This is a genomic window from Mesorhizobium sp. M1004 (assembly GCF_040318795.1).
GTDB lineage: Bacteria > Pseudomonadota > Alphaproteobacteria > Rhizobiales > Rhizobiaceae > Mesorhizobium.
Map to the genome: position 1 here is coordinate 138475 of NZ_JAMYNB010000010.1, position 16795 is coordinate 155269.

Annotated in this window: 20 protein-coding genes and 1 pseudogene; 13 read left to right on the forward strand and 8 right to left on the reverse strand. The window is 63.3% G+C overall.

Annotated features, from left to right (window positions below; genetic code table 11):
* Positions 1-61: 61 nt before the first annotated feature.
* Complete coding sequence (locus NKH54_RS21235) at positions 62-1315, reverse strand: DNA recombination protein RmuC (protein ID WP_023692996.1); 1254 nt, start codon at positions 1313-1315, stop codon at positions 62-64.
* Between the two features lie 103 nt (positions 1316-1418).
* Here NKH54_RS21235 and def point away from each other — a divergent pair, with 103 nt between their 5' ends.
* From def to truA, 6 genes are all read left to right on the forward strand, one after another.
* Positions 1419-1949 carry a peptide deformylase gene (gene def, locus NKH54_RS21240; protein ID WP_023739790.1) on the forward strand — a complete coding sequence of 177 codons (531 nt, stop codon included), beginning with the start codon at positions 1419-1421 and terminating at the stop codon, positions 1947-1949.
* A gap of 99 nt (positions 1950-2048) precedes the next feature.
* On the forward strand, positions 2049-2336 hold the full coding sequence (locus tag NKH54_RS21245) for a hypothetical protein (protein WP_023739789.1): 288 nt from the start codon (positions 2049-2051) through the stop codon (positions 2334-2336).
* The gene (locus NKH54_RS21250; RefSeq protein WP_023732763.1) at positions 2333-2758 is read left to right on the forward strand and encodes a type II toxin-antitoxin system VapC family toxin; all 426 of its coding nucleotides are present in this window, start codon (positions 2333-2335) and stop codon (positions 2756-2758) included. Before NKH54_RS21245 ends, NKH54_RS21250 begins: the two co-directional genes overlap by 4 nt.
* A 38-nt stretch (positions 2759-2796) precedes the next feature.
* Positions 2797-3747, forward strand: coding sequence for a methionyl-tRNA formyltransferase (fmt, locus tag NKH54_RS21255; protein WP_023725313.1), 951 nt, complete (start codon positions 2797-2799; stop codon positions 3745-3747).
* Complete coding sequence (locus NKH54_RS21260; RefSeq protein ID WP_023692998.1) at positions 3744-4250, forward strand: GNAT family N-acetyltransferase; 507 nt, start codon at positions 3744-3746, stop codon at positions 4248-4250. Before fmt ends, NKH54_RS21260 begins: the two co-directional genes overlap by 4 nt.
* 11 nt (positions 4251-4261) lie before the next feature.
* Positions 4262-5017 carry a tRNA pseudouridine(38-40) synthase TruA gene (truA, locus tag NKH54_RS21265; protein WP_023739788.1) on the forward strand — a complete coding sequence of 252 codons (756 nt, stop codon included), beginning with the start codon at positions 4262-4264 and terminating at the stop codon, positions 5015-5017.
* On the opposite strand, the gene NKH54_RS21270 is transcribed toward truA, so the two are convergent.
* Positions 5014-5619 (reverse strand): hypothetical protein, encoded by a 606-nt coding sequence (locus tag NKH54_RS21270; RefSeq protein ID WP_023739787.1) that lies wholly within the window; start codon positions 5617-5619, stop codon positions 5014-5016. The two genes, truA and NKH54_RS21270, sit on opposite strands and share 4 nt — an antisense overlap.
* A 2-nt stretch (positions 5620-5621) precedes the next feature.
* Positions 5622-6812 carry a succinyl-diaminopimelate desuccinylase gene (gene dapE, locus NKH54_RS21275; protein WP_023739786.1) on the reverse strand — a complete coding sequence of 397 codons (1191 nt, stop codon included), beginning with the start codon at positions 6810-6812 and terminating at the stop codon, positions 5622-5624.
* Between the two features lie 115 nt (positions 6813-6927).
* Here dapE and NKH54_RS21280 point away from each other — a divergent pair, with 115 nt between their 5' ends.
* Positions 6928-7941 (forward strand): 2-dehydropantoate 2-reductase, encoded by a 1014-nt coding sequence (locus NKH54_RS21280; protein WP_023739785.1) that lies wholly within the window; start codon positions 6928-6930, stop codon positions 7939-7941.
* Between the two features lie 65 nt (positions 7942-8006).
* On the opposite strand, the gene NKH54_RS21285 is transcribed toward NKH54_RS21280, so the two are convergent.
* Genes NKH54_RS21285 through dapD form a run of 3 tightly spaced genes read right to left on the reverse strand, consistent with a single transcriptional unit; the run spans position 8007 to position 10054 of the window.
* Entirely contained in the window at positions 8007-8777 is a 771-nt protein-coding gene (locus NKH54_RS21285) for a hypothetical protein (RefSeq protein WP_023739784.1), read from the reverse strand.
* Positions 8778-8798: 21 nt separating this feature from the next.
* Positions 8799-9203 (reverse strand): DUF805 domain-containing protein, encoded by a 405-nt coding sequence (locus tag NKH54_RS21290; RefSeq protein ID WP_084014378.1) that lies wholly within the window; start codon positions 9201-9203, stop codon positions 8799-8801.
* Positions 9200-10054 (reverse strand): 2,3,4,5-tetrahydropyridine-2,6-dicarboxylate N-succinyltransferase, encoded by an 855-nt coding sequence (gene dapD, locus NKH54_RS21295; protein WP_023739782.1) that lies wholly within the window; start codon positions 10052-10054, stop codon positions 9200-9202. Before dapD ends, NKH54_RS21290 begins: the two co-directional genes overlap by 4 nt.
* A 148-nt stretch (positions 10055-10202) precedes the next feature.
* Here dapD and NKH54_RS21300 point away from each other — a divergent pair, with 148 nt between their 5' ends.
* A complete protein-coding gene (locus tag NKH54_RS21300; protein ID WP_023681343.1) occupies positions 10203-11048 on the forward strand; it encodes an LOG family protein in 846 nt (281 codons plus the stop codon).
* 80 nt (positions 11049-11128) lie between these two features.
* Here NKH54_RS21300 and NKH54_RS21305 read toward each other — a convergent pair whose 3' ends face one another.
* Positions 11129-11848 carry a pyrimidine 5'-nucleotidase gene (locus NKH54_RS21305; protein WP_023687469.1) on the reverse strand — a complete coding sequence of 240 codons (720 nt, stop codon included), beginning with the start codon at positions 11846-11848 and terminating at the stop codon, positions 11129-11131.
* 176 nt (positions 11849-12024) lie between these two features.
* On the opposite strand from NKH54_RS21305, the gene NKH54_RS21310 reads away from it, so the two are divergent.
* From NKH54_RS21310 to NKH54_RS21320, 3 genes are all read left to right on the forward strand, one after another.
* Complete coding sequence (locus NKH54_RS21310; protein ID WP_023681345.1) at positions 12025-12786, forward strand: GGDEF domain-containing protein; 762 nt, start codon at positions 12025-12027, stop codon at positions 12784-12786.
* A 178-nt stretch (positions 12787-12964) separates the two neighbouring features.
* Complete coding sequence (locus NKH54_RS21315) at positions 12965-13135, forward strand: hypothetical protein (RefSeq protein WP_197031281.1); 171 nt, start codon at positions 12965-12967, stop codon at positions 13133-13135.
* Entirely contained in the window at positions 13132-14571 is a 1440-nt protein-coding gene (locus tag NKH54_RS21320) for a GMC oxidoreductase (RefSeq protein ID WP_023693003.1), read from the forward strand. The genes NKH54_RS21315 and NKH54_RS21320 overlap by 4 nt, the downstream gene beginning before the upstream one ends.
* Before the next feature lie 196 nt (positions 14572-14767).
* Here the strand turns inward: NKH54_RS21320 and phhA are convergent, their stop codons facing one another.
* On the reverse strand, positions 14768-15604 hold the full coding sequence (gene phhA / locus NKH54_RS21325; RefSeq protein ID WP_023693004.1) for a phenylalanine 4-monooxygenase: 837 nt from the start codon (positions 15602-15604) through the stop codon (positions 14768-14770).
* Positions 15605-15743: 139 nt separating this feature from the next.
* On the opposite strand from phhA, the gene NKH54_RS21330 reads away from it, so the two are divergent.
* Positions 15744-16220, forward strand: a complete 477-nt coding sequence (locus tag NKH54_RS21330; RefSeq protein WP_023687465.1) for an Lrp/AsnC family transcriptional regulator — start codon at positions 15744-15746, stop codon at positions 16218-16220.
* Between the two features lie 111 nt (positions 16221-16331).
* Positions 16332-16664 (forward strand): annotated as a pseudogene (locus tag NKH54_RS21335) (cobalamin-dependent protein); the annotation flags it as partial.
* Positions 16665-16795 lie beyond the last annotated feature (131 nt).

Consider the following 16795-nt stretch of genomic DNA (forward strand, 5'->3'; position numbering starts at 1 on the left):
CGACATGCATCAAAACAAAGACTTAAGCGCGTCGTATGAATCCGTTTCAGCGCGACGCGCTTTAATCGTCGCCTTCGACGACACGTAGCCTGAGCTGCCCCGTCTTGGAATCCGCCACCCGCACCCCGGCTTCGGCCTTGGCGGGTCCGCCACCGCGCACTTCGGCTTCGCTTTCGCCAAACTCCAGCGCTTCGATCTTTTGGCCGCGCTTGGTCACCTTCGACGTCGACACCAGTATCTCGTCGATATCCTTGGCCGACTGGCCAAAATGCGTCTGCAACCGGCGCACGCGTTCGTCGACGCGCGCGACGTCTTCCATCAGCCGGATCACCTCGCCTTGGATCAGATGCGCCTGTTCGCGCATGCGGGCGTCCTTGAGGATGGCCTGGATGACCTGGATCGACAGCATCAAAAGCGACGGCGAGACGATGATGACACGCGCCCGGTGCGCCTTCTGGACCACGGCGTCGAAATTCTCGTGGATTTCGGCGAACACCGATTCGGACGGCACGAACATGAAGGCGGTGTCCTGCGTCTCGCCCTGGATCAGGTATTTTTCCGAGATATCGCGGACGTGAATTTCGATGTCGCGGCGGAAAGCCTGGGCCGCGATCTTCTGTTGTTCGGCGCCATCGGCGGCGCGGATGGCGTTCCAGGCTTCCAGCGGAAACTTGGCGTCGATGGCAAGCTGCGGCGCACCGTTCGGCATCCTGACCAGGCAGTCGGGACGGCTGCCGTTTGACAGTGTTGCCTGGAACTCGTAGGCGCCCATCGGAAGGCCGTCGGCGACGATCGCCTCCATGCGCGACTGGCCGAAGGCGCCGCGCGTCTGCTTGTTGGACAGGATCGCCTGCAATTGCACGACCTGGCCGGCCAGCGACTGAATGTTGCCTTGCGCGGTGTCGATGACCGCCAGCCGTTCCTGCAGTTTGGCGAGGCTCTCATGCGTCGATTTGGTCTGTTCGGTCATGGTTTGACCGAGCCTGCCGGTCATGGCGTCGAGGCGCTGGCCGATCGACTGGTTGAGTTCGGCCTGCCTTGCGCCGAACACGTCGGCGATGGCGCCCATGCGGCCCTGCATCTCGGCCTGGCTTTGCAAAATGCCGGCCATCCGCGCCTCGGCGTCGCGGGCGTGGTCGGCGGCTTCCGCCGCGGCGATGGTGCGCGCCTTGGCCGATCGCCACAGCGCCACGACAAGCGCCAGGAACAGGCCGAGAAACACCAGCGCGCCGAGGGCCAGTGCATGGCCGAGCGTGATCGTCGTGGCGCCAAGCCGGGCAACGGGTTCGGAAAGGATGGTGCTCAGGTCGTTCATCCCGCCAGCATAGCCGATTCGCAGACCTGGCACAGATCAAAACGTGAACGAGACCGATTCGCACCGGTTGACGCTTCTCCTGCGACGTTTTAGGTGAGGCGCCATGTCGATCAAGCCGCTCATCATCCTTCCCGATCCCATCCTGCGCCAGGTTTCCAAACCAGTCGAACGCGTCGACGCGCCTTTGCGCAAACTGGCCGATGACATGCTGGCGACGATGTATGATGCGCCGGGCATCGGCTTGGCCGCAATCCAGATCGGCGAGCCGCTGCGCATGCTGGTCATCGACCTCGCCAAGGAAGACGAGCCGCCGGCGCCGCATGTCTTCATCAATCCCGAAATCCTCGAAAGCGCCGACGCCCGCTCGGTCTACGAGGAAGGCTGCCTGTCGATCCCGGACTATTACGCCGAGGTCGAGCGTCCCGCCTCGGTGCGCGTGAAATATCTCGACCGCGACGGCAAGCTGCAGGAGATCGAGGCCGAAGGCCTGATGGCGACTTGCCTGCAGCACGAGATCGACCATCTCAACGGTGTGCTGTTCATCGACCACATCTCGAAGCTGAAGCGCGACATGGTGGTCAAGAAGTTCAAGAAGCTCGCCAAGGACAAGGGGCCGGGCAAGCTGGTGGGATAGGCCCTGCTTTCGGCGACTCGCACAAAATCCCGTCTCGACCCGCCCCTATTGAGAGACGCTTCCTTGCGTGATATCATTGATATCAGACTGGAGACTCAGATGGGCGATATGTTGATCAGAGATATTCCCGAGCCGTTGAAGCGTGAAATCGAGCATGCGGCACGCAAGGGCGGCCAAAGCCTCTCGCTCAAGGCGATCGATTTATTGCGAAAAGGCATGGTTGCGGAAAAAGAAGGCAAGGCCGAGCCTGGACTCACGGCTTGGGATGCGATTCGCGCTGCCTTCGCCTCGGAAAATGCAATCAGCGACGAATTTGCGCAGATGATGGATGAGATCGAAGCGGAACGGAAACGCGACTTTGGCCGCACCATTGAGAATTTCGAGTGATAATCCTCGATACCAATGTCGTCTCGGAAGCGAGCCGGCCCGCGCCCGATCCAAACGTCGCTAAGTGGTTTCGCAGACAGGACCTGCTCGACCTCTATCTCTGCGGTCCTGTTGTCATGGAGCAGTCCTTTGGAGCCGAAAGGTTTCTGAACAAGACCGGCTCGGACCGCCACGTCCGTGCACTTGACCACCTGGTTTCGAAGCAGTTTTCGGGACGTGTCGTCGAATTTGCCGGTCCCATTCCCCGTCTGGCGGGCAAGCTCCGGGCAATGCGGGAAACTATCGGCCGGCCGATCAGCCTTTCCGATGCCATGATCGCTGCCATCTGCCTGTCGCACGACGCTATGCTGGCGACGCGCAATATTAAGGACTTCGAAGAGCTTGACCTCAAGATCGTAAACCCGTTTGAAGCAGACGCTTGAGCGGACTGCCGCGCGCAGAACAGGATACTGGACGAAAAATGCCGCTTCGCGTCATCTTCATGGGCACGCCGGAGTTTTCGGTGCCGGTGCTGCGCGCGATTGCCGAGGCCGGGCACGAGATAGCAGCCGTCTACACGCAGCCGCCGCGCGCCGCGGGCCGCCGCGGGCTGGAGCTGACACCGTCGCCGGTGCAGCGCGAGGCTGAGCGGCTGGGCATCGAAGTGCGCACGCCGCTGTCGCTGAAGGGCGAGGGCGAGCAAGCTGCTTTCCATGCGTTGCGTGCCGATGTCGCAGTCGTCGTCGCGTATGGTTTGCTGTTGCCGAAGGCTATTCTGGAGGCTCCGCGCCTCGGCTGCCTCAATGGCCACGCCTCGCTTTTGCCGCGTTGGCGTGGTGCAGCTCCCATCCAGCGAGCCATTATGGCCGGCGACGTCGAAACCGGCATGATGGTGATGCGCATGGAAGAGGGCCTGGACACCGGTCCGGTGGCACTGGTTGAAAAATGCGCCATAGAGCCCGACATGACGGCCGGCGATCTGCACGACCGCTTGATGAACATTGCTGCCACGCTGATGGTGGAAGCGCTGTCCCGATTGGAGACAAATACCCTGGCATCGACTTTGCAGGCGGCTGACGGGGTGACCTACGCCAGGAAAATCGATAAGTCGGAGACACGTGTGGACTGGACGCGCCCGGCTGCGGAGGTCCACAATCACATTCGCGGCCTGTCGCCATTTCCCGGCGCCTGGTGCGAGGCCGACATCGGCGGCCGCACGGAACGGCTGAAACTGCTTCGCTCGACGCTTTTGGAAGGCACGCTTTCTGAAAGCATGGGCGAGTCGGGAGGAATTCTCGATGACCGGCTGACGGTCGCCTGCGGGTCGGGCGCGGTCAGGCTGGTCGAAGTTCAACGGGCAGGCGGAAAGCCCGCTGCCGCGCAGGAGTTTCTGCGCGGGGCCAAGATCGAAAAAGGAATGAAGTTCTCATGAGCATGATGTCGATACGCGGCGCGACGCCGCGGGACCGCGAGGCCATACGCCTGGTCGAGGAACACGCATTCGGCCAGCAGGCGGAGGCCGGGCTGGTCGACGCTCTGGTCACCGGCGGCGACGCCGTTGTCGAACTGGTGGCGGAAGAAGACGGCCAGGTGGTCGGCCACATCCTGTTTTCCAGGCTGTTCGTCCAGAACGGCGGCAAGCAGTTCGCAGCCGTGGCGCTGGCGCCGTTGGCGGTGGAACCTTCGTTCCACGGCTCGGGCATTGGCGGTGCGCTGATCCGCGAGGCGCATATCCGCCTCAGGGATGGCGCCGAGACGCTCGCCGTTGTGTTGGGCGATCCGGCCTATTACGGCCGCTTCGGCTACAGCCATGCGCGCGCCGAAAAGTTCGAGAGCGAATATCAGGGCGAAGCGCTGCAGGCGCTGGCCTGGGGTGACGCACCCGAAAAAGGCAAACTGGTCTACGCCCAGGCCTTTACCGCACTCGCCGCCTGAACGAAGGGTGTATGCCGCGTTTTCGTCTCGATATCGAATATGACGGCAGCCTTTTCGCCGGCTGGCAACACCAGGCGGATCAGCCTTCGGTGCAGCAGGCGATAGAGCAGGCGATCGAGAAATTCTGCGGTGAGGCGGTGCGGATACGCGCCGCCGGCCGCACCGACGCCGGGGTGCATGCGACCGCCCAGGTGGCGCATGTCGACCTCGCCAAGGCATGGCCAAACGACAAGGTGCGCGACGCCGTCAACGCGCACCTGCAGGCGGCAGGCGCGCGCATCGCCATCCTGCAGGCGACGGTTGTCCCCAATGAGTTCGACGCCCGTTTCTCGGCCACCGGACGCCACTATCTCTATCGCATCCTCAACCGGCGCGCGCCTGCAGCGATGGAAAAGGGCAAGGTCTGGTGGGTGCCGAAGCGGCTCGATGCGGACGCCATGCACGAAGCGGCGAAAGTCCTGCTCGGCCGACATGACTTTACCACCTTCCGCTCGACGCAATGCCAGGCCAACAGTCCGGTGCGGACGCTGGAGCGGCTCGATGTAAGCCGCCAGGGCGACCTGATCGAAGTCAGGGCCTCGGCGCGCTCTTTCCTGCACAACCAAGTGCGCTCCATGGTCGGTTCGCTGAAACGCGTCGGCGACGGCGGCTGGACCGCCGCCGACCTCAAGGCAGCGCTCGCGGCGCAAGACCGCGCCGCCTGCGGCCAGGTGGCGCCGCCCGACGGGCTTTTTCTCGTCGGTGTAGACTATGCGGAAAAGTTCTAAGCCGGAGCGGCGGTCGGCACCGTGATGCCGAGCAGTGCCACTAGGCCGAACAAGACGGCCAGAGACACCACCAACATGCCTGCGAACACGGCGCTGCCGACAGCCGCGCCCTTGCCGATCGCGGCGTTGGTCATCCGCCAGGAGAGTACCAGCGACAGCACCACCAGAACCAGCCACACCAATTCGGCAACCGGGTTGCCGGACGGCAGGAAAAGCCTGATCAACGCTGATGGCAGCAGCATCCAGGCGGTGATCGCCGATGCCCAGTTGCTGGCGACGACATAGTGGACGAAGCGGTCGCCGATGCCGGCGCGCGATGCTACCAGGGCAAGCACAACGAGGGGCAGCAGCCACGAGCCGAGGTCGACGGTCGCCAGGCGAACCAACATGCCCAGCCGGCCGGCGAACGCATTGGGGTCGCCGATCTCGTTGGCCGTGCCGACCCAGCCGACGATCATCGCCGGCGCGGCGACGACGATGGCGAAGAAGGAATTCCAGAAGCCGTCCGCCGACAGGTCGAGCAGCCGCAAGCCGTCGGCCTTCCCGAGCATCAGCCGCCAGGCGCCGTTAAGCGATGAAGAGGTCTCGTCAACCGAAAGCATGATCAGCCCTGCTCGAACCAGTCATCGATGAAGCGCTGGTAGATTTGGGTCAGCGTCTCGAGGTCGGCCAGTGCGACGCGCTCGTCGACCATGTGCATGGTCTTGCCGACCAGGCCGAACTCGACCACCGCGCAATAGTCCTTGATGAAACGCGCATCCGAGGTTCCGCCCGAGGTGGACAGCGCCGGCTCCTTGCCGACTGTCGCCTTGATCGACCCGCGCAGCGTCTCGATCAGCTTGTCGTCGCGCGTCAGGAAGACATGGCTTGGCCGGTCGCGCCAGATCAGCTCGTAGTCGACCGGCGTCTTGCCGGTCCGGTATTTCTTGCGCTTCGCCGCCTGGTCGAGGCGGTTATGGATCTCGGCCTGCACCGTCTCGGCAGTCCATGTGTCGTTGAAGCGGATGTTGAAGGTGGCTGTCGCCTTGGCCGGAATGACATTGGTCGCCGGGTTGCCGACATCGATCGAGGTCACTTCCAGATTGGTCGGCTGAAAATCCTTCGTGCCCTTGTCGAAGACGGGCGACAGCAAGGCGTCGACCAGGCTGATCAGGCCGCGCACCGGATTGTCGGCGAGCAATGGATAGGCGACATGGCCCTGGCGGCCGATGACCGTGACACTGCCCGACATCGAGCCACGCCGGCCGATCTTGATCATGTCGCCGAGCGTGTCCGGATTGGTCGGCTCGCCGACGATCGCGGCGTCCCATTTCTCGCCCTTGGCCGCCGCCCAGTCGAGCAGTTTTGTCGTGCCGTTGATGGCCGGCCCCTCCTCGTCGCCGGTGATCAGCAGCGAAATCGAGCCTTTCGGACCACCCTTTTTCTCGACATGGCGCGCCACGGCAGCGATGAAACAGGCAATGCCGCCCTTCATGTCGACGGCGCCGCGGCCATACATTTCGCCCTTGGCGATCTCGGCGGCAAAGGGCGGATGCGTCCACGACGCCTCGTCGCCCGCCGGCACCACGTCGGTATGGCCGGCAAACATCAGATGCGGCCCATTGCCGGAGCGACGCGCGTAGAGGTTCTCGATGTCGGGGGTGCCGTCTTCGGAAAACACCGGGCGTTCGACGGAAAAGCCGAGCGGCTTCAGCATGCCTTCCAGGGCAGCCAGCGCGCCGCCCTCGGCGGGCGTTACGGAGGCGCAGCGTATGAGGGTCGCGAGGTTGGCGGCGGGATCGGTCGGCAGTTTCATGGGCAAAGCGATAGTCGAAAGCGAAAGGCCTGTCACGGCCAGAGATGATGACCGGTCCTGCCGCCGACATTATGGTTTTCATGTCGTATAGTGCAGGCCAACACGAGATAATCGCATGGCCAACGCCGAAAAGACCATCGTCATTGCCGGCGCCGGCAGCATCGGCTGCTATGTCGGCGGTTGCCTGGCGCTGGCCGGACGCAAGGTGGTGTTTTTGGCGCGGCCAGGCATCGCGACGGCCTTGCTGGACGGTGGCCTGCGCATCACCGATCTTGATGGTCGCGACCGATCCATGCGGCCGGAGTCCGTCACCACCGATCCCGCCGCTGCCCTCGCCAGTGCCGACGTGGTGCTGGTGGCGGTCAAGAACGGCGCTACCGAGGAGATGGCGTCGCTTGTTGCCGGACATGCGCGCGGCGATGTCGTGGTGGTCAGCCTGCAGAACGGCGTCGGCAATGCCGACCGGTTACGCGCCGGGCTCGGTGGACGGACTGTGCTCGCCGGCATGGTGCCGTTCAATGTCGTCCAGTCGGCCATAGGCAATTTGCCGCTTCACGTGCATCGCGCCAGCGACGGCAAGGTCATGATCGAAGATGGCGTGACCGGCCTTGCCGGCCTTCTCGATGTCGAAGGGCTTGGCGTGGAAACCCATCCCGACATGAAAGCCGTTCAGTGGGGCAAGCTGCTGATCAACCTCAACAACGCGCTGGTCGCCTTGTCCGGCCTGCCGCTGGCGAGCGAACTTGCCGACCGCCGCTGGCGGCGGATCCTGGCCGGTCAGATCGACGAGGCCCTGGCGGCGATGAAGGCGTTACATATCGCGCCGGCGCGGATCGGCGGCTTGCATCCCGTCCTGCTGCCGAAACTGCTCCGGCTGCCGGACTGGCTGTTCCGGCTGGTCGCCCGCCGCATGCTCGCCATCGACCCGCAGGCGCGTTCGTCGATGTGGGACGACCTCCAGCGTGGTCGGCCGACCGAGATCGGTGACCTGCAGGGGGCCGTCCTGAGCCTCGCCGAAAAGGCCGGCACGCCGGCGCCTGTGCTGAAGCGGGTCACCGCCCTGGTGCGGCAGGCCGAGCGGGAAAAGCGCGGCTCACCCGGGCTGACGCCGGAAGCCGTCACTGGATAGTCTACTCGCCGCGAGCGTCGGGCCAAGCCCGCATAGCCCGAAAACAGGCGCGTGCGCCCGCCGCGTCACAGCTTTGGTGCGCGCCTCGGAGCCGGCGCTTTGCTCGCCGGGCCTGGCGCCGGCAGGGGCTGCGCCGCCGGGTGGTTCTCGATCAGCGTGATCTTCTGCCAGATCTTGCGCGACAGGTTGGACGCCAGGTTCTCGACGTCGTTGACGCCGTCGATGACCACATCGTCATTGACCGACTGCGCAAACAGCGCCGCGATCTTGCCGGTGATCGACAGCATCTCCGAGCAATAGTCGAGGTAGCGCGCCAGGTCGGCGGCATTGGTGATGCGCGCCGGCGAATGCGCGGTCGGCCTGAAATTGGCGGACAATGCTGCCGGATCCTTGGTCAGCTGGTGCATGTCGATGACATGGATCAGCGATCTCAACCCATGCAGATGGCGAAACACCCGCTTGCGCTTGATGCGCTCCTCGGTGCGGATCAGCGCCAGCAGGCCGAGCACGGCAAGGATCATCATGTTGATCGTGGCTTCGATGCCTTGCACCGACTGCACCGCATCGTCGGCCTGCGAGATATGGATGAGCGGCAGGATGGTGCCGACGAACAGGAAGATCAGCGCGCCGGCGGCAACTGCGGCGACGATGGCGCCGCGCAGCCACCAGATCGGCGCTTCCAGCGCCTGCGCCGCCTTGGCCAGGTCGCGCGACAGCGACACCAGTTCGGCGGCGACGCCGCGCAGGCCGGCATCGGGAAAACGCTCGGCGACGCGCTCTTCCAGCCGCTCGGCGGTGTCGATGATCAGTTTCGGATCAAGCGTGCGGTAGCGCATGGCGAGATATCCGGTCGGCGCTCATGGTTCAGCCGGCGCGTTGCTGCGTTTGCCGTAGCGGTTCGGACCGGGGTCACCCCGGAAACACGCTAGAACGATGAGAAGAATGGGGCCGATGACAAGAGAGATCAACGCGTAATAAGTCGGCTTGCCGAAATCATGAAACCGCTTTGCGGTTACCGCAAAGCTCGACCATGTCGAGATGAGCAAAACGACCCAGAACACAAGTGCCCAGTTCTGGCTGGTTGCGGTGCCGGGTTCCAGTCTCGACAACTGGTAGAGCGGGAAAAACTGTGCAAGCACCAGCAGCAGCCCGGCGAACACGTAGGCACTTGGGCTGACGCGCCCTGAGAGGCTGAAGAAAAGCCAGGGAAGTGGTGGTGTGTTGGGCAATCTGGAGCGCTCTGGTTGCTCGGACAGGATCAATCACGCAGCAGTTCGTTGATCGAGGTTTTCGACCGGGTCTTGGCATCGACGCGCTTGACGATGACGGCGCAGTAGAGGCCAGGGCCCGGCTCGTTGTTCGGAAAGGCCTTGCCCGGCATCGAGCCGGCGACGACGACCGAATTCGGCGGCACCTCGCCATAAAACACTTCGCCGGTGGCGCGGTCGACGATCTTGGTCGACTGGCCGATGAACACACCCATTCCGAGCACCGAGCCTTCGCGCACGATGCAGCCCTCGACCACTTCGGAGCGCGCGCCGATGAAGCAATTGTCCTCGATGATGGTCGGGCCGGCCTGCATCGGCTCCAGCACCCCGCCGATGCCTACGCCGCCCGAGAGGTGCACATTCTTGCCGATCTGGGCGCAGGAGCCGACCGAGGCCCAGGTGTCGACCATGGTGCCGCTATCGACATAGGCGCCGACATTAACGAAGGACGGCATCAGCACCGCGCCCGGCGCGACATAGGCCGAGCGGCGCACGATCGAAGACGGCACGGCGCGGAAGCCTGCCTTCTCGAAATCGACCGCGCTCCAGCCGTCGAACTTCGACGCCACCTTGTCCCACCAGACCGCCTGGCCGGGGCCGCCCTTGATGATCTCCATCGGATAGAGCCGGAACGAGAGCAGCACCGCCTTCTTCAGCCATTGGTTGACATGCCATTTCCCGTCGGCCTTGCGCTCGGCGACGCGCACGGTGCCACGGTCGAGCAGGTCGAGTGAGGACTGGATGGCGTCGCGCGTTTCGCCCCGGGTCGCGGTCGAAATCGTGTCGCGCTCCTCGAAGGCCTTCTCGATCGTCTTTTCGAGGCTGGCCAGATCAGGCTTCGACATGAATTCGCTCCGTTACCACGCTGTTAAGGCCGTCGGCCTTAACCTTGTTTTGAAAGTCGCGCGGACCCTATGTTAAGGCGTATTGGGGGTCAATCGCGCGTGCGCCATGGGACGGCGCAAGTGAACTGTTGGGACGGGTAGAAAGCATATGACTCCTATGGAAAAGGCGGGATGGACGCCGCTGCCGCATTCGGACGAGGATCTGGAGCGCTCGAAAAGCGTTCCCGACACGCCGCAGACGCGCGCCGAAACCTACCGGCTGGCCTGGAACGATCCCGACTTCATGACGCGCCGGGAATTGCGCGCTGTGCGCTTGCAGCTTGAGCTCTTGAAGCCCGAAATGATCCTGGCCGAGCGCGGCATCCGCTCGACGGTCATCCTGTTCGGCGGCGCGCGTATTCCCGAGCCCGGCGGCGAGGCCTGGGCCGCCAAGAACGAGACGCAGAAGAAAAACCTCGAGGAAAACAGCAAATATTACGAGGAGGCGCGCAAATTCGCCCGCCTCTGCTCACAGCAATCGGCCACGTCCTACTACCGCGAATTCGTCGTCGTCACCGGTGGCGGCCCAGGCGTGATGGAGGCGGGAAATCGCGGCGCCGACGATGTCGGCGCGCCGTCGATCGGCCTCAACATCGTCCTGCCGCACGAGCAGGCGCCGAACGCCTATGTGACCCCGGAGCTGTGCTTCAACTTCCACTATTTCGCCATCCGCAAGATGCATTTCGTGATGCGCGCCAAGGCCGTCGCGGTGTTTCCGGGCGGCTTCGGCACCATGGACGAGTTCTTCGAGACGCTGACGCTGATCCAGACCGGCCGCATGGAACGCGTGCCGGTGATCCTGTTCGGCAAGGCGTTCTGGCAGCGCGCGATCGACCTCGATTTCCTGGCCGAACAAGGCACCATCACGCCCGGCGACCAGGATATCATCGACTTTGTCGACACCGCCGACGAGGCCTGGGGGATCATCAGCCGCTTCTACAAGTTGGGGGAGTAGGGGAACCGGGAATTGAAGAACTGAAGAATTGAGGAAAAGGAGGTCCGGATCGGTCTCCCTTTCACCAGTTCTTCAATTCTTCAGCTCCTCAATTCCTCTACCCCCTCCACTATCCCCGTCAGAAACGTCGCGAGATCGTCGGTGACGAAATCGACGTCGTCCTCATTGGCCGGATCGCGTTCCCAGATCTCGGCAAAGGTCGGCTCGAAATTGCGCGGCACCACCAGCACCGTGGTCATGCCCAGTGATTTCGGCACCTCCAGGTTGCGGGCGAGATCCTCGAACATCACCGCATTGTGTCCGGTGACGGCGTGCAGTTCGGCAAACTTCTCATAGGTCTGCCGCGACGGCTTCGGCGTCAGCCCGGCGGCGACGATATCGAAAATGTCGTCGAAATGGTCGAGTATGCCGAGCTGGCGCGCGGTGCGCTCGGCGTGCCTGCGGTCGCCATTGGTGAAGATGAACTTGCGGCCGGGCAGCTGGCGGATGGCGGTGCCCAGCACCGGATCCGGCACCAGCCACGAATAGTCGATGTCGTGCACCTTTTCGAGAAAATCGTCGGGGTCGATGCCGTGGCGCGTCATCAGCCCGTTCAGCGTCGTGCCATATTCGAGATAGAGTTCCTTCTGCAGCTTGCGCGCTTCCTCGCGCGGTAGCGTGAGCAGTTCTCCGACATAGGCCGTCATCTTGACGTCGATCTGCGAAAACAGATTCGAATGGTGCGGATAAAGCGTGTTGTCGAGGTCGAACACCCAGTCGGTGACATGGGCGAAGCGGGCGGGATCGGGCAGCGTGGTCATGGCGTCCTTATGGCATGAAATATCTGCCGTTCGAACCCCTTTCTGATGTAGAGCTTATCCACAACCTATGTGCATCTAGAGTTGTAAAAAATGGGCTCACCATTCAAATTTTAGCCATCACGGAAAGGTGGCCTTCAGGGCTTGCTGGCACAGAGACGGTTCAGTGGGAGCCAGCGATGAGTCGCATAGTCTTAAAGTCCGCCGCGGTCGCATTCGGCTCGGTAGCCATCTCGCTTTTGCTGACGCTGATCATCGTTCCCGCCATGGGTTTTCCGGTCGACCGCACTGTCTGGCTGACATCGACGGTGTGCCCGCTGGCGCTCGCCTGGATCGCCTGCGCCAGCACCTTCTGGCAGAGCGACCGACTGAAAAACGCGCATCGCGATCTCGCCCGCGCGCATGCCCAGCTCGCCGCCGCGCATCGGCGCCTGTCGGCGAAGGCGAGCCGCGACGACATGACCGGCATGCTCAACCGCGAGAGCTTCTTTGCCGCGTTGGACGGCTCGCGGCGCAAATCCGATCGCGGCGCGCTGCTGATCATCGACGCCGACCATTTCAAGGCGATCAACGACAGTTTCGGCCATCTGACCGGCGATGACGCACTGGTGTTGATCGCCAGCGCCATCGAGCGCGGCGTCCGCAGCGGCGACGTGCTCGGCCGCATTGGCGGTGAGGAGTTCGGCGCCTTCCTGGTCGGCGCTACGGAAGCCGAAGCCCGGCGCGTGGCCGAGCGCATCCGCCGTGAAGTCGAGCTGGTCCGCTTTCGTCCGGTCGACGAGCGCACGGTGCCGCTGACCGTCTCGATCGGCGGCATCACCTGTGCGCAAGATGCCGATGTCTCGGACCTGATGCGCGCCGCCGACCGCCGGCTCTACGAGGCCAAGCACCGCGGCCGCAATTTGTCGATCCTAGACCGGGATATTTCCGAAGCTGCCTGAGGTGTTGGTGGTGGGGCTGTTATCGGATCGCCGACATTGTTTCCACGCAACTGCGCCGTTTACCGGGTTGTAACTCGTTTACAGGCAAGGCTTGGCACGGGAATGGCATGTCTGGCCGGTACCTGTGCCGTTCAGGGAACGCTATGCGTGGATCGAAGCCCCCATCCAGAGACGTGTCATGAGTTTGTTCATCAGGAAAATATCGCGCCGCACCATCGTGCAGGCGCTGATTGCGATGCCGGCGCTACAGCTTTTTCGCAAGCTGCCTGACAGCGACCGCCCCCCGGCCGATCCCGACGAGATCGTCGTGGTCAATGGCTGGATCCTGAAGCGGAGCGACCTGGCATGATCTTCGACAGCTATGAGGCGTTTCGAGCCTCGGATTTCAAGCCCAAGGTCTGCATTCTCGGCTCCGGGCCGGCCGGCACCACCATTGCCAGAAAGCTCGGCGCCGCCGGCATTCCGGTCGTGGTGCTGGAGGCCGGCGCACGCGAATTCAGCGACGAGTCGCAGGATTTCTACCGCGGCTCCACGGTCGGCGATCAATATTTCGATCTCGACATCACCCGGCTGCGCTTCATGGGCGGGTCGTCGAACCACTGGGCCGGCTGGTGCCGCGTGCTAGACAAGCAGGACTTTGAGCCCAAGGCATGGGCGCCGGACACCGGCTGGCCAATCGCCCGGACCGACATCGAGCCCTATCTGTCCGAGGTGCACGACATACTCGAGCTTCCCGACTTCAAGCCCGATGTGCCGATTTCAGACGACATACGCTGGGTGCAGCTGATCAAGAGCCCGGCCGTGCGCTTTGGCGAGAAATTCTCCGACGAGCTCGACAAGAGCAAGAACATAGCGCTCGTGCTCAACACCTATGCCACCGAACTTGCCGGCGACGGCAAGCGAGTGACCGGCGCCAGGCTGTGGTCGAACGGCAAGGATGCCGGCGCTTTCAGCGCCGATTATTTCATCGTCTGCGCCGGCGGGCTGGAGAATTCGCGGCTGCTTCTATGGTCGAACCAGCGCTCGAATGGCGGCGTGGTGCCGAACGCCACGGCACTTGGCCGCTACTGGATGGAGCACCCGACCTTCGAGGGCGGCAATGCCATCCTGGCCGATTACAGCGAGTTCGAGGTCGATGCCGTCAACGAGGCGTTCTTCTCGCCGACGCTCGCCGCCATGGAGCGGCTGCAGATCATGAATTTCGGCATACGCCTGATCGAGACGCCCTATGCCGGCGTCAAGAGCCTGATTGCCGACCTTGCCTGCACCGCGCCCGAGGCCGCCGAATGGGTCGCCTACCAGCTCAGCCAGAACCTGCGCTGCGCCGCCCAGCTCTACGTCGCCTGGGAACAGGCGCCGCTGGCCTCGAACCATATCGAATTGTCGAAGACCGATGTCGACCGTGCCGGCGTGCCGCGCATCGAGCTGCACTGGAAGAAGTCGCCGTTGGAGCGCCGCACCATCCTCGAGGGGCTCAAGTTGTTCGGAACGACGCTGATCGAGAAGGACCTCGGCCGCGTCCGCATCATGGACTGGCTGACCAATGGCGAGGACTACCCGACGGATGAGGAACTGGCCGGCCACCACCACATGGGCGGCACGCGCATGGGCACCGATGTCGTCAAGAGCGTGGTCGACGCCAACTGCAAGGTGCACGGCATGGATAATCTCTATGTCGGTGGTTCCTCGGTATTCTGCACCTCTGGCGAATGCAATCCAACGACGACGATCACAGCGCTTGCCTGCCGGCTAGGCGACCATCTGACCAAAGTAATCACGGTGTGACGAAGTCATCCACGGTGTGACGAAGTCATTACCGTCTGATTGTCAAAAAAGCGAACGGCGCGACAGGATTGCTGCCGGCGCTACCCATGCCTTGGTGTCGAAACCCTCGGAAATCAGCGCCAACGAGATCTCCGTCCTCCTTTGTGGGGAGGGATTAAGGGTGGGGGTAGGTGCCGCGCAAACCCTTCAGGATTTGCTAAACCGTCGCTGGATCCAGCGCCGGCTGCCCCTTGCGGCGGGCGACGATCGCCTTGAAATCGGCGGTCCGGAACGCATCGCGCAACACGTCGAAGGACGGCAGCACGAAATAAGCGCGCTGGAACTTGTCGATCTCGTAGCCGGTGCGCATCACCGTTTCGAGGTCGAAGGGCACGTGGTGCGCGTCCGGGCTCGCGACGGCGAACTGCAATTCGGTGAACGACGACATCAGCCCGGCGCCGAAAGCTTTCCGCTTCTGGCCCTCCTCCTGTATCAGCCCGTATTCGGCGGTGTACCAGTAGAGCCGGGTGATCATCTCGTCACCGCCCAGTGCAATCACGCTCTCGGCCTTTTCGCCATACAACTGCATGAAGTCGGCAAACACCGGCTGTGTCAGGATGGGCACATGGCCGAAGAAGTCGTGGAACATGTCGGGTTCGACGATGTAGTCGAGCTCGTCCTTGGTGCGCAGCCAGTTGGTCACCGGAAAGCGCCGGTTGGCGAGATGGTCGAAGAAGGGCGCGGCCGGGATGAGGCCAGGCACTGCGACGATTTCCCAGCCGGTCAGCTTGCGCAGCTTGTCTGAGACCGCGCCGAAATCCGGGATCTTGTCGAGCAGGCCGAGTGCGGCGATCCCATCGAGATAGGAATGGTGCGCCAGCTTCTGCGTCAGCTTGGTCTGCCGGTCGCACAACGTGCGCCACACCGCCTGTTCGTCGGCGCTGTAGTTGTAGCCCTGCGCCACGGTGAAGTCGGAACGGCACACTGAATAGTCGCCACGCAGGCCTTGCGCCGCGCAATCACGGGCATATTCGGCAACGCTCATCGTCGTCATGGCTCTTCTCCCCTGATCGTGACACTTGAATCTGTCCGCAGAGTCTAGCGGCGGCCGGCGAGGCAATTCAGCTTTGATGATGGCTTGGGTCCATGATTTGAGGTAAAAATCACCAAGCAGAAGCTGAAAGAGAGTGAAAATGCCTCAGTTCGACGATTTCGAGATCAAGATGCTGGATGTTCTTCAGCGCGATGGACGCAAGCCCGTGTCCGAACTGGCGCAGGAGATCGGCCTGTCGACGACGCCTTGCGCCCGCCGCTTCGAGGCGCTGCAGGAGGCCGGCATCATCAAGGGCTTTGCCGCCGTGCTCAACCGCCGCGCCGTCGGCCTGATGGTCGAGGTGTTCATCCAGGTGCGCCTCACCAGCCACAGCGACGGTTCGCCCGAAACCTTCATCGCCGCCGTGCAACGCATGGACGAAGTGTCGTCATGCTGGACGATGACCGGCGACCACGATTTCCTGCTGCACGTCATGGTGCCGTCGGTCGACGAACTCAACGCCTTCGTCATGCACCGCCTGATGCGCCTTGCCGGCGTGCGCGACGTTCACACCCAGCTGGTGCTGCAGAACATCAAGGGCCCGGGCCACGTGCCGCTCGCCCACCTCAGGCGGTAGGACACGCATCGCCATTTCTGCGGAAAAGCTGCACGCAAACTGCTGAACGGAGCCCAAATGCGAAACTGAAACGCCGGCCACGCCATGCGGACCGTCGCTCAAAGGTCCGTCATGAACATCGTGCTGATCAATCCGCCGCACACCGCCATCGGCAGCCGCGTGCCCGATGACCATCTGCCACCGCTCGGCCTGCTGGCACTGGGCGGCCCGCTTATCGACGCCGGCCATAAAGTCCGGCTGGTCGATGCCGAATTCGGGCCGATGCCGTTGGAAACGCTGGTGCGCGATGCGCTCAGCGGCCAGCCCGATTGCATCCTGATCGGCCACTCCGGCTCGACCTCGACGCATCCCACCGCGCTCGCGATCGCCCGCATGGTCAAGGCGCTCGAGCCGGCGACGCTGGTGATCTATGGCGGCGTGTTCCCGACCTATCACTGGCGCGACGATGCGCTGGTACACGCAAATGGGCCGCCGCGTGGTTCCACGAGGTCTGGGGTTTTCTGGCCCGCGACCGCCGCCTCAAGGATGGTCCGACGCTGGCTGAGTTCTGGGGCGCTCCGCAGGATGCCGATGAG

Excerpts from the sequence above, each read along its gene's own strand:
- NKH54_RS21235 (WP_023692996.1), bottom strand. The coding sequence starts at position 1,315 with ATGAACGACCTGAGCACCATCCTTTCCGAACCCGTTGCCCGGCTTGGC.
- def (WP_023739790.1), top strand. The coding sequence starts at position 1,419 with ATGTCGATCAAGCCGCTCATCATCCTTCCCGATCCCATCCTGCGCCAG.
- NKH54_RS21245 (WP_023739789.1), top strand. The coding sequence starts at position 2,049 with ATGGGCGATATGTTGATCAGAGATATTCCCGAGCCGTTGAAGCGTGAA.
- fmt (WP_023725313.1), top strand. The coding sequence starts at position 2,797 with ATGCCGCTTCGCGTCATCTTCATGGGCACGCCGGAGTTTTCGGTGCCG.
- NKH54_RS21260 (WP_023692998.1), top strand. The coding sequence starts at position 3,744 with ATGAGCATGATGTCGATACGCGGCGCGACGCCGCGGGACCGCGAGGCC.
- truA (WP_023739788.1), top strand. The coding sequence starts at position 4,262 with ATGCCGCGTTTTCGTCTCGATATCGAATATGACGGCAGCCTTTTCGCC.
- NKH54_RS21270 (WP_023739787.1), bottom strand. The coding sequence starts at position 5,619 with ATGCTTTCGGTTGACGAGACCTCTTCATCGCTTAACGGCGCCTGGCGG.
- dapE (WP_023739786.1), bottom strand. The coding sequence starts at position 6,812 with ATGAAACTGCCGACCGATCCCGCCGCCAACCTCGCGACCCTCATACGC.
- NKH54_RS21280 (WP_023739785.1), top strand. The coding sequence starts at position 6,928 with ATGGCCAACGCCGAAAAGACCATCGTCATTGCCGGCGCCGGCAGCATC.
- NKH54_RS21285 (WP_023739784.1), bottom strand. The coding sequence starts at position 8,777 with ATGCGCTACCGCACGCTTGATCCGAAACTGATCATCGACACCGCCGAG.
- dapD (WP_023739782.1), bottom strand. The coding sequence starts at position 10,054 with ATGTCGAAGCCTGATCTGGCCAGCCTCGAAAAGACGATCGAGAAGGCC.
- NKH54_RS21300 (WP_023681343.1), top strand. The coding sequence starts at position 10,203 with ATGACTCCTATGGAAAAGGCGGGATGGACGCCGCTGCCGCATTCGGAC.
- NKH54_RS21305 (WP_023687469.1), bottom strand. The coding sequence starts at position 11,848 with ATGACCACGCTGCCCGATCCCGCCCGCTTCGCCCATGTCACCGACTGG.
- NKH54_RS21310 (WP_023681345.1), top strand. The coding sequence starts at position 12,025 with ATGAGTCGCATAGTCTTAAAGTCCGCCGCGGTCGCATTCGGCTCGGTA.
- NKH54_RS21315 (WP_197031281.1), top strand. The coding sequence starts at position 12,965 with ATGAGTTTGTTCATCAGGAAAATATCGCGCCGCACCATCGTGCAGGCG.
- NKH54_RS21320 (WP_023693003.1), top strand. The coding sequence starts at position 13,132 with ATGATCTTCGACAGCTATGAGGCGTTTCGAGCCTCGGATTTCAAGCCC.
- phhA (WP_023693004.1), bottom strand. The coding sequence starts at position 15,604 with ATGACGACGATGAGCGTTGCCGAATATGCCCGTGATTGCGCGGCGCAA.
- NKH54_RS21330 (WP_023687465.1), top strand. The coding sequence starts at position 15,744 with ATGCCTCAGTTCGACGATTTCGAGATCAAGATGCTGGATGTTCTTCAG.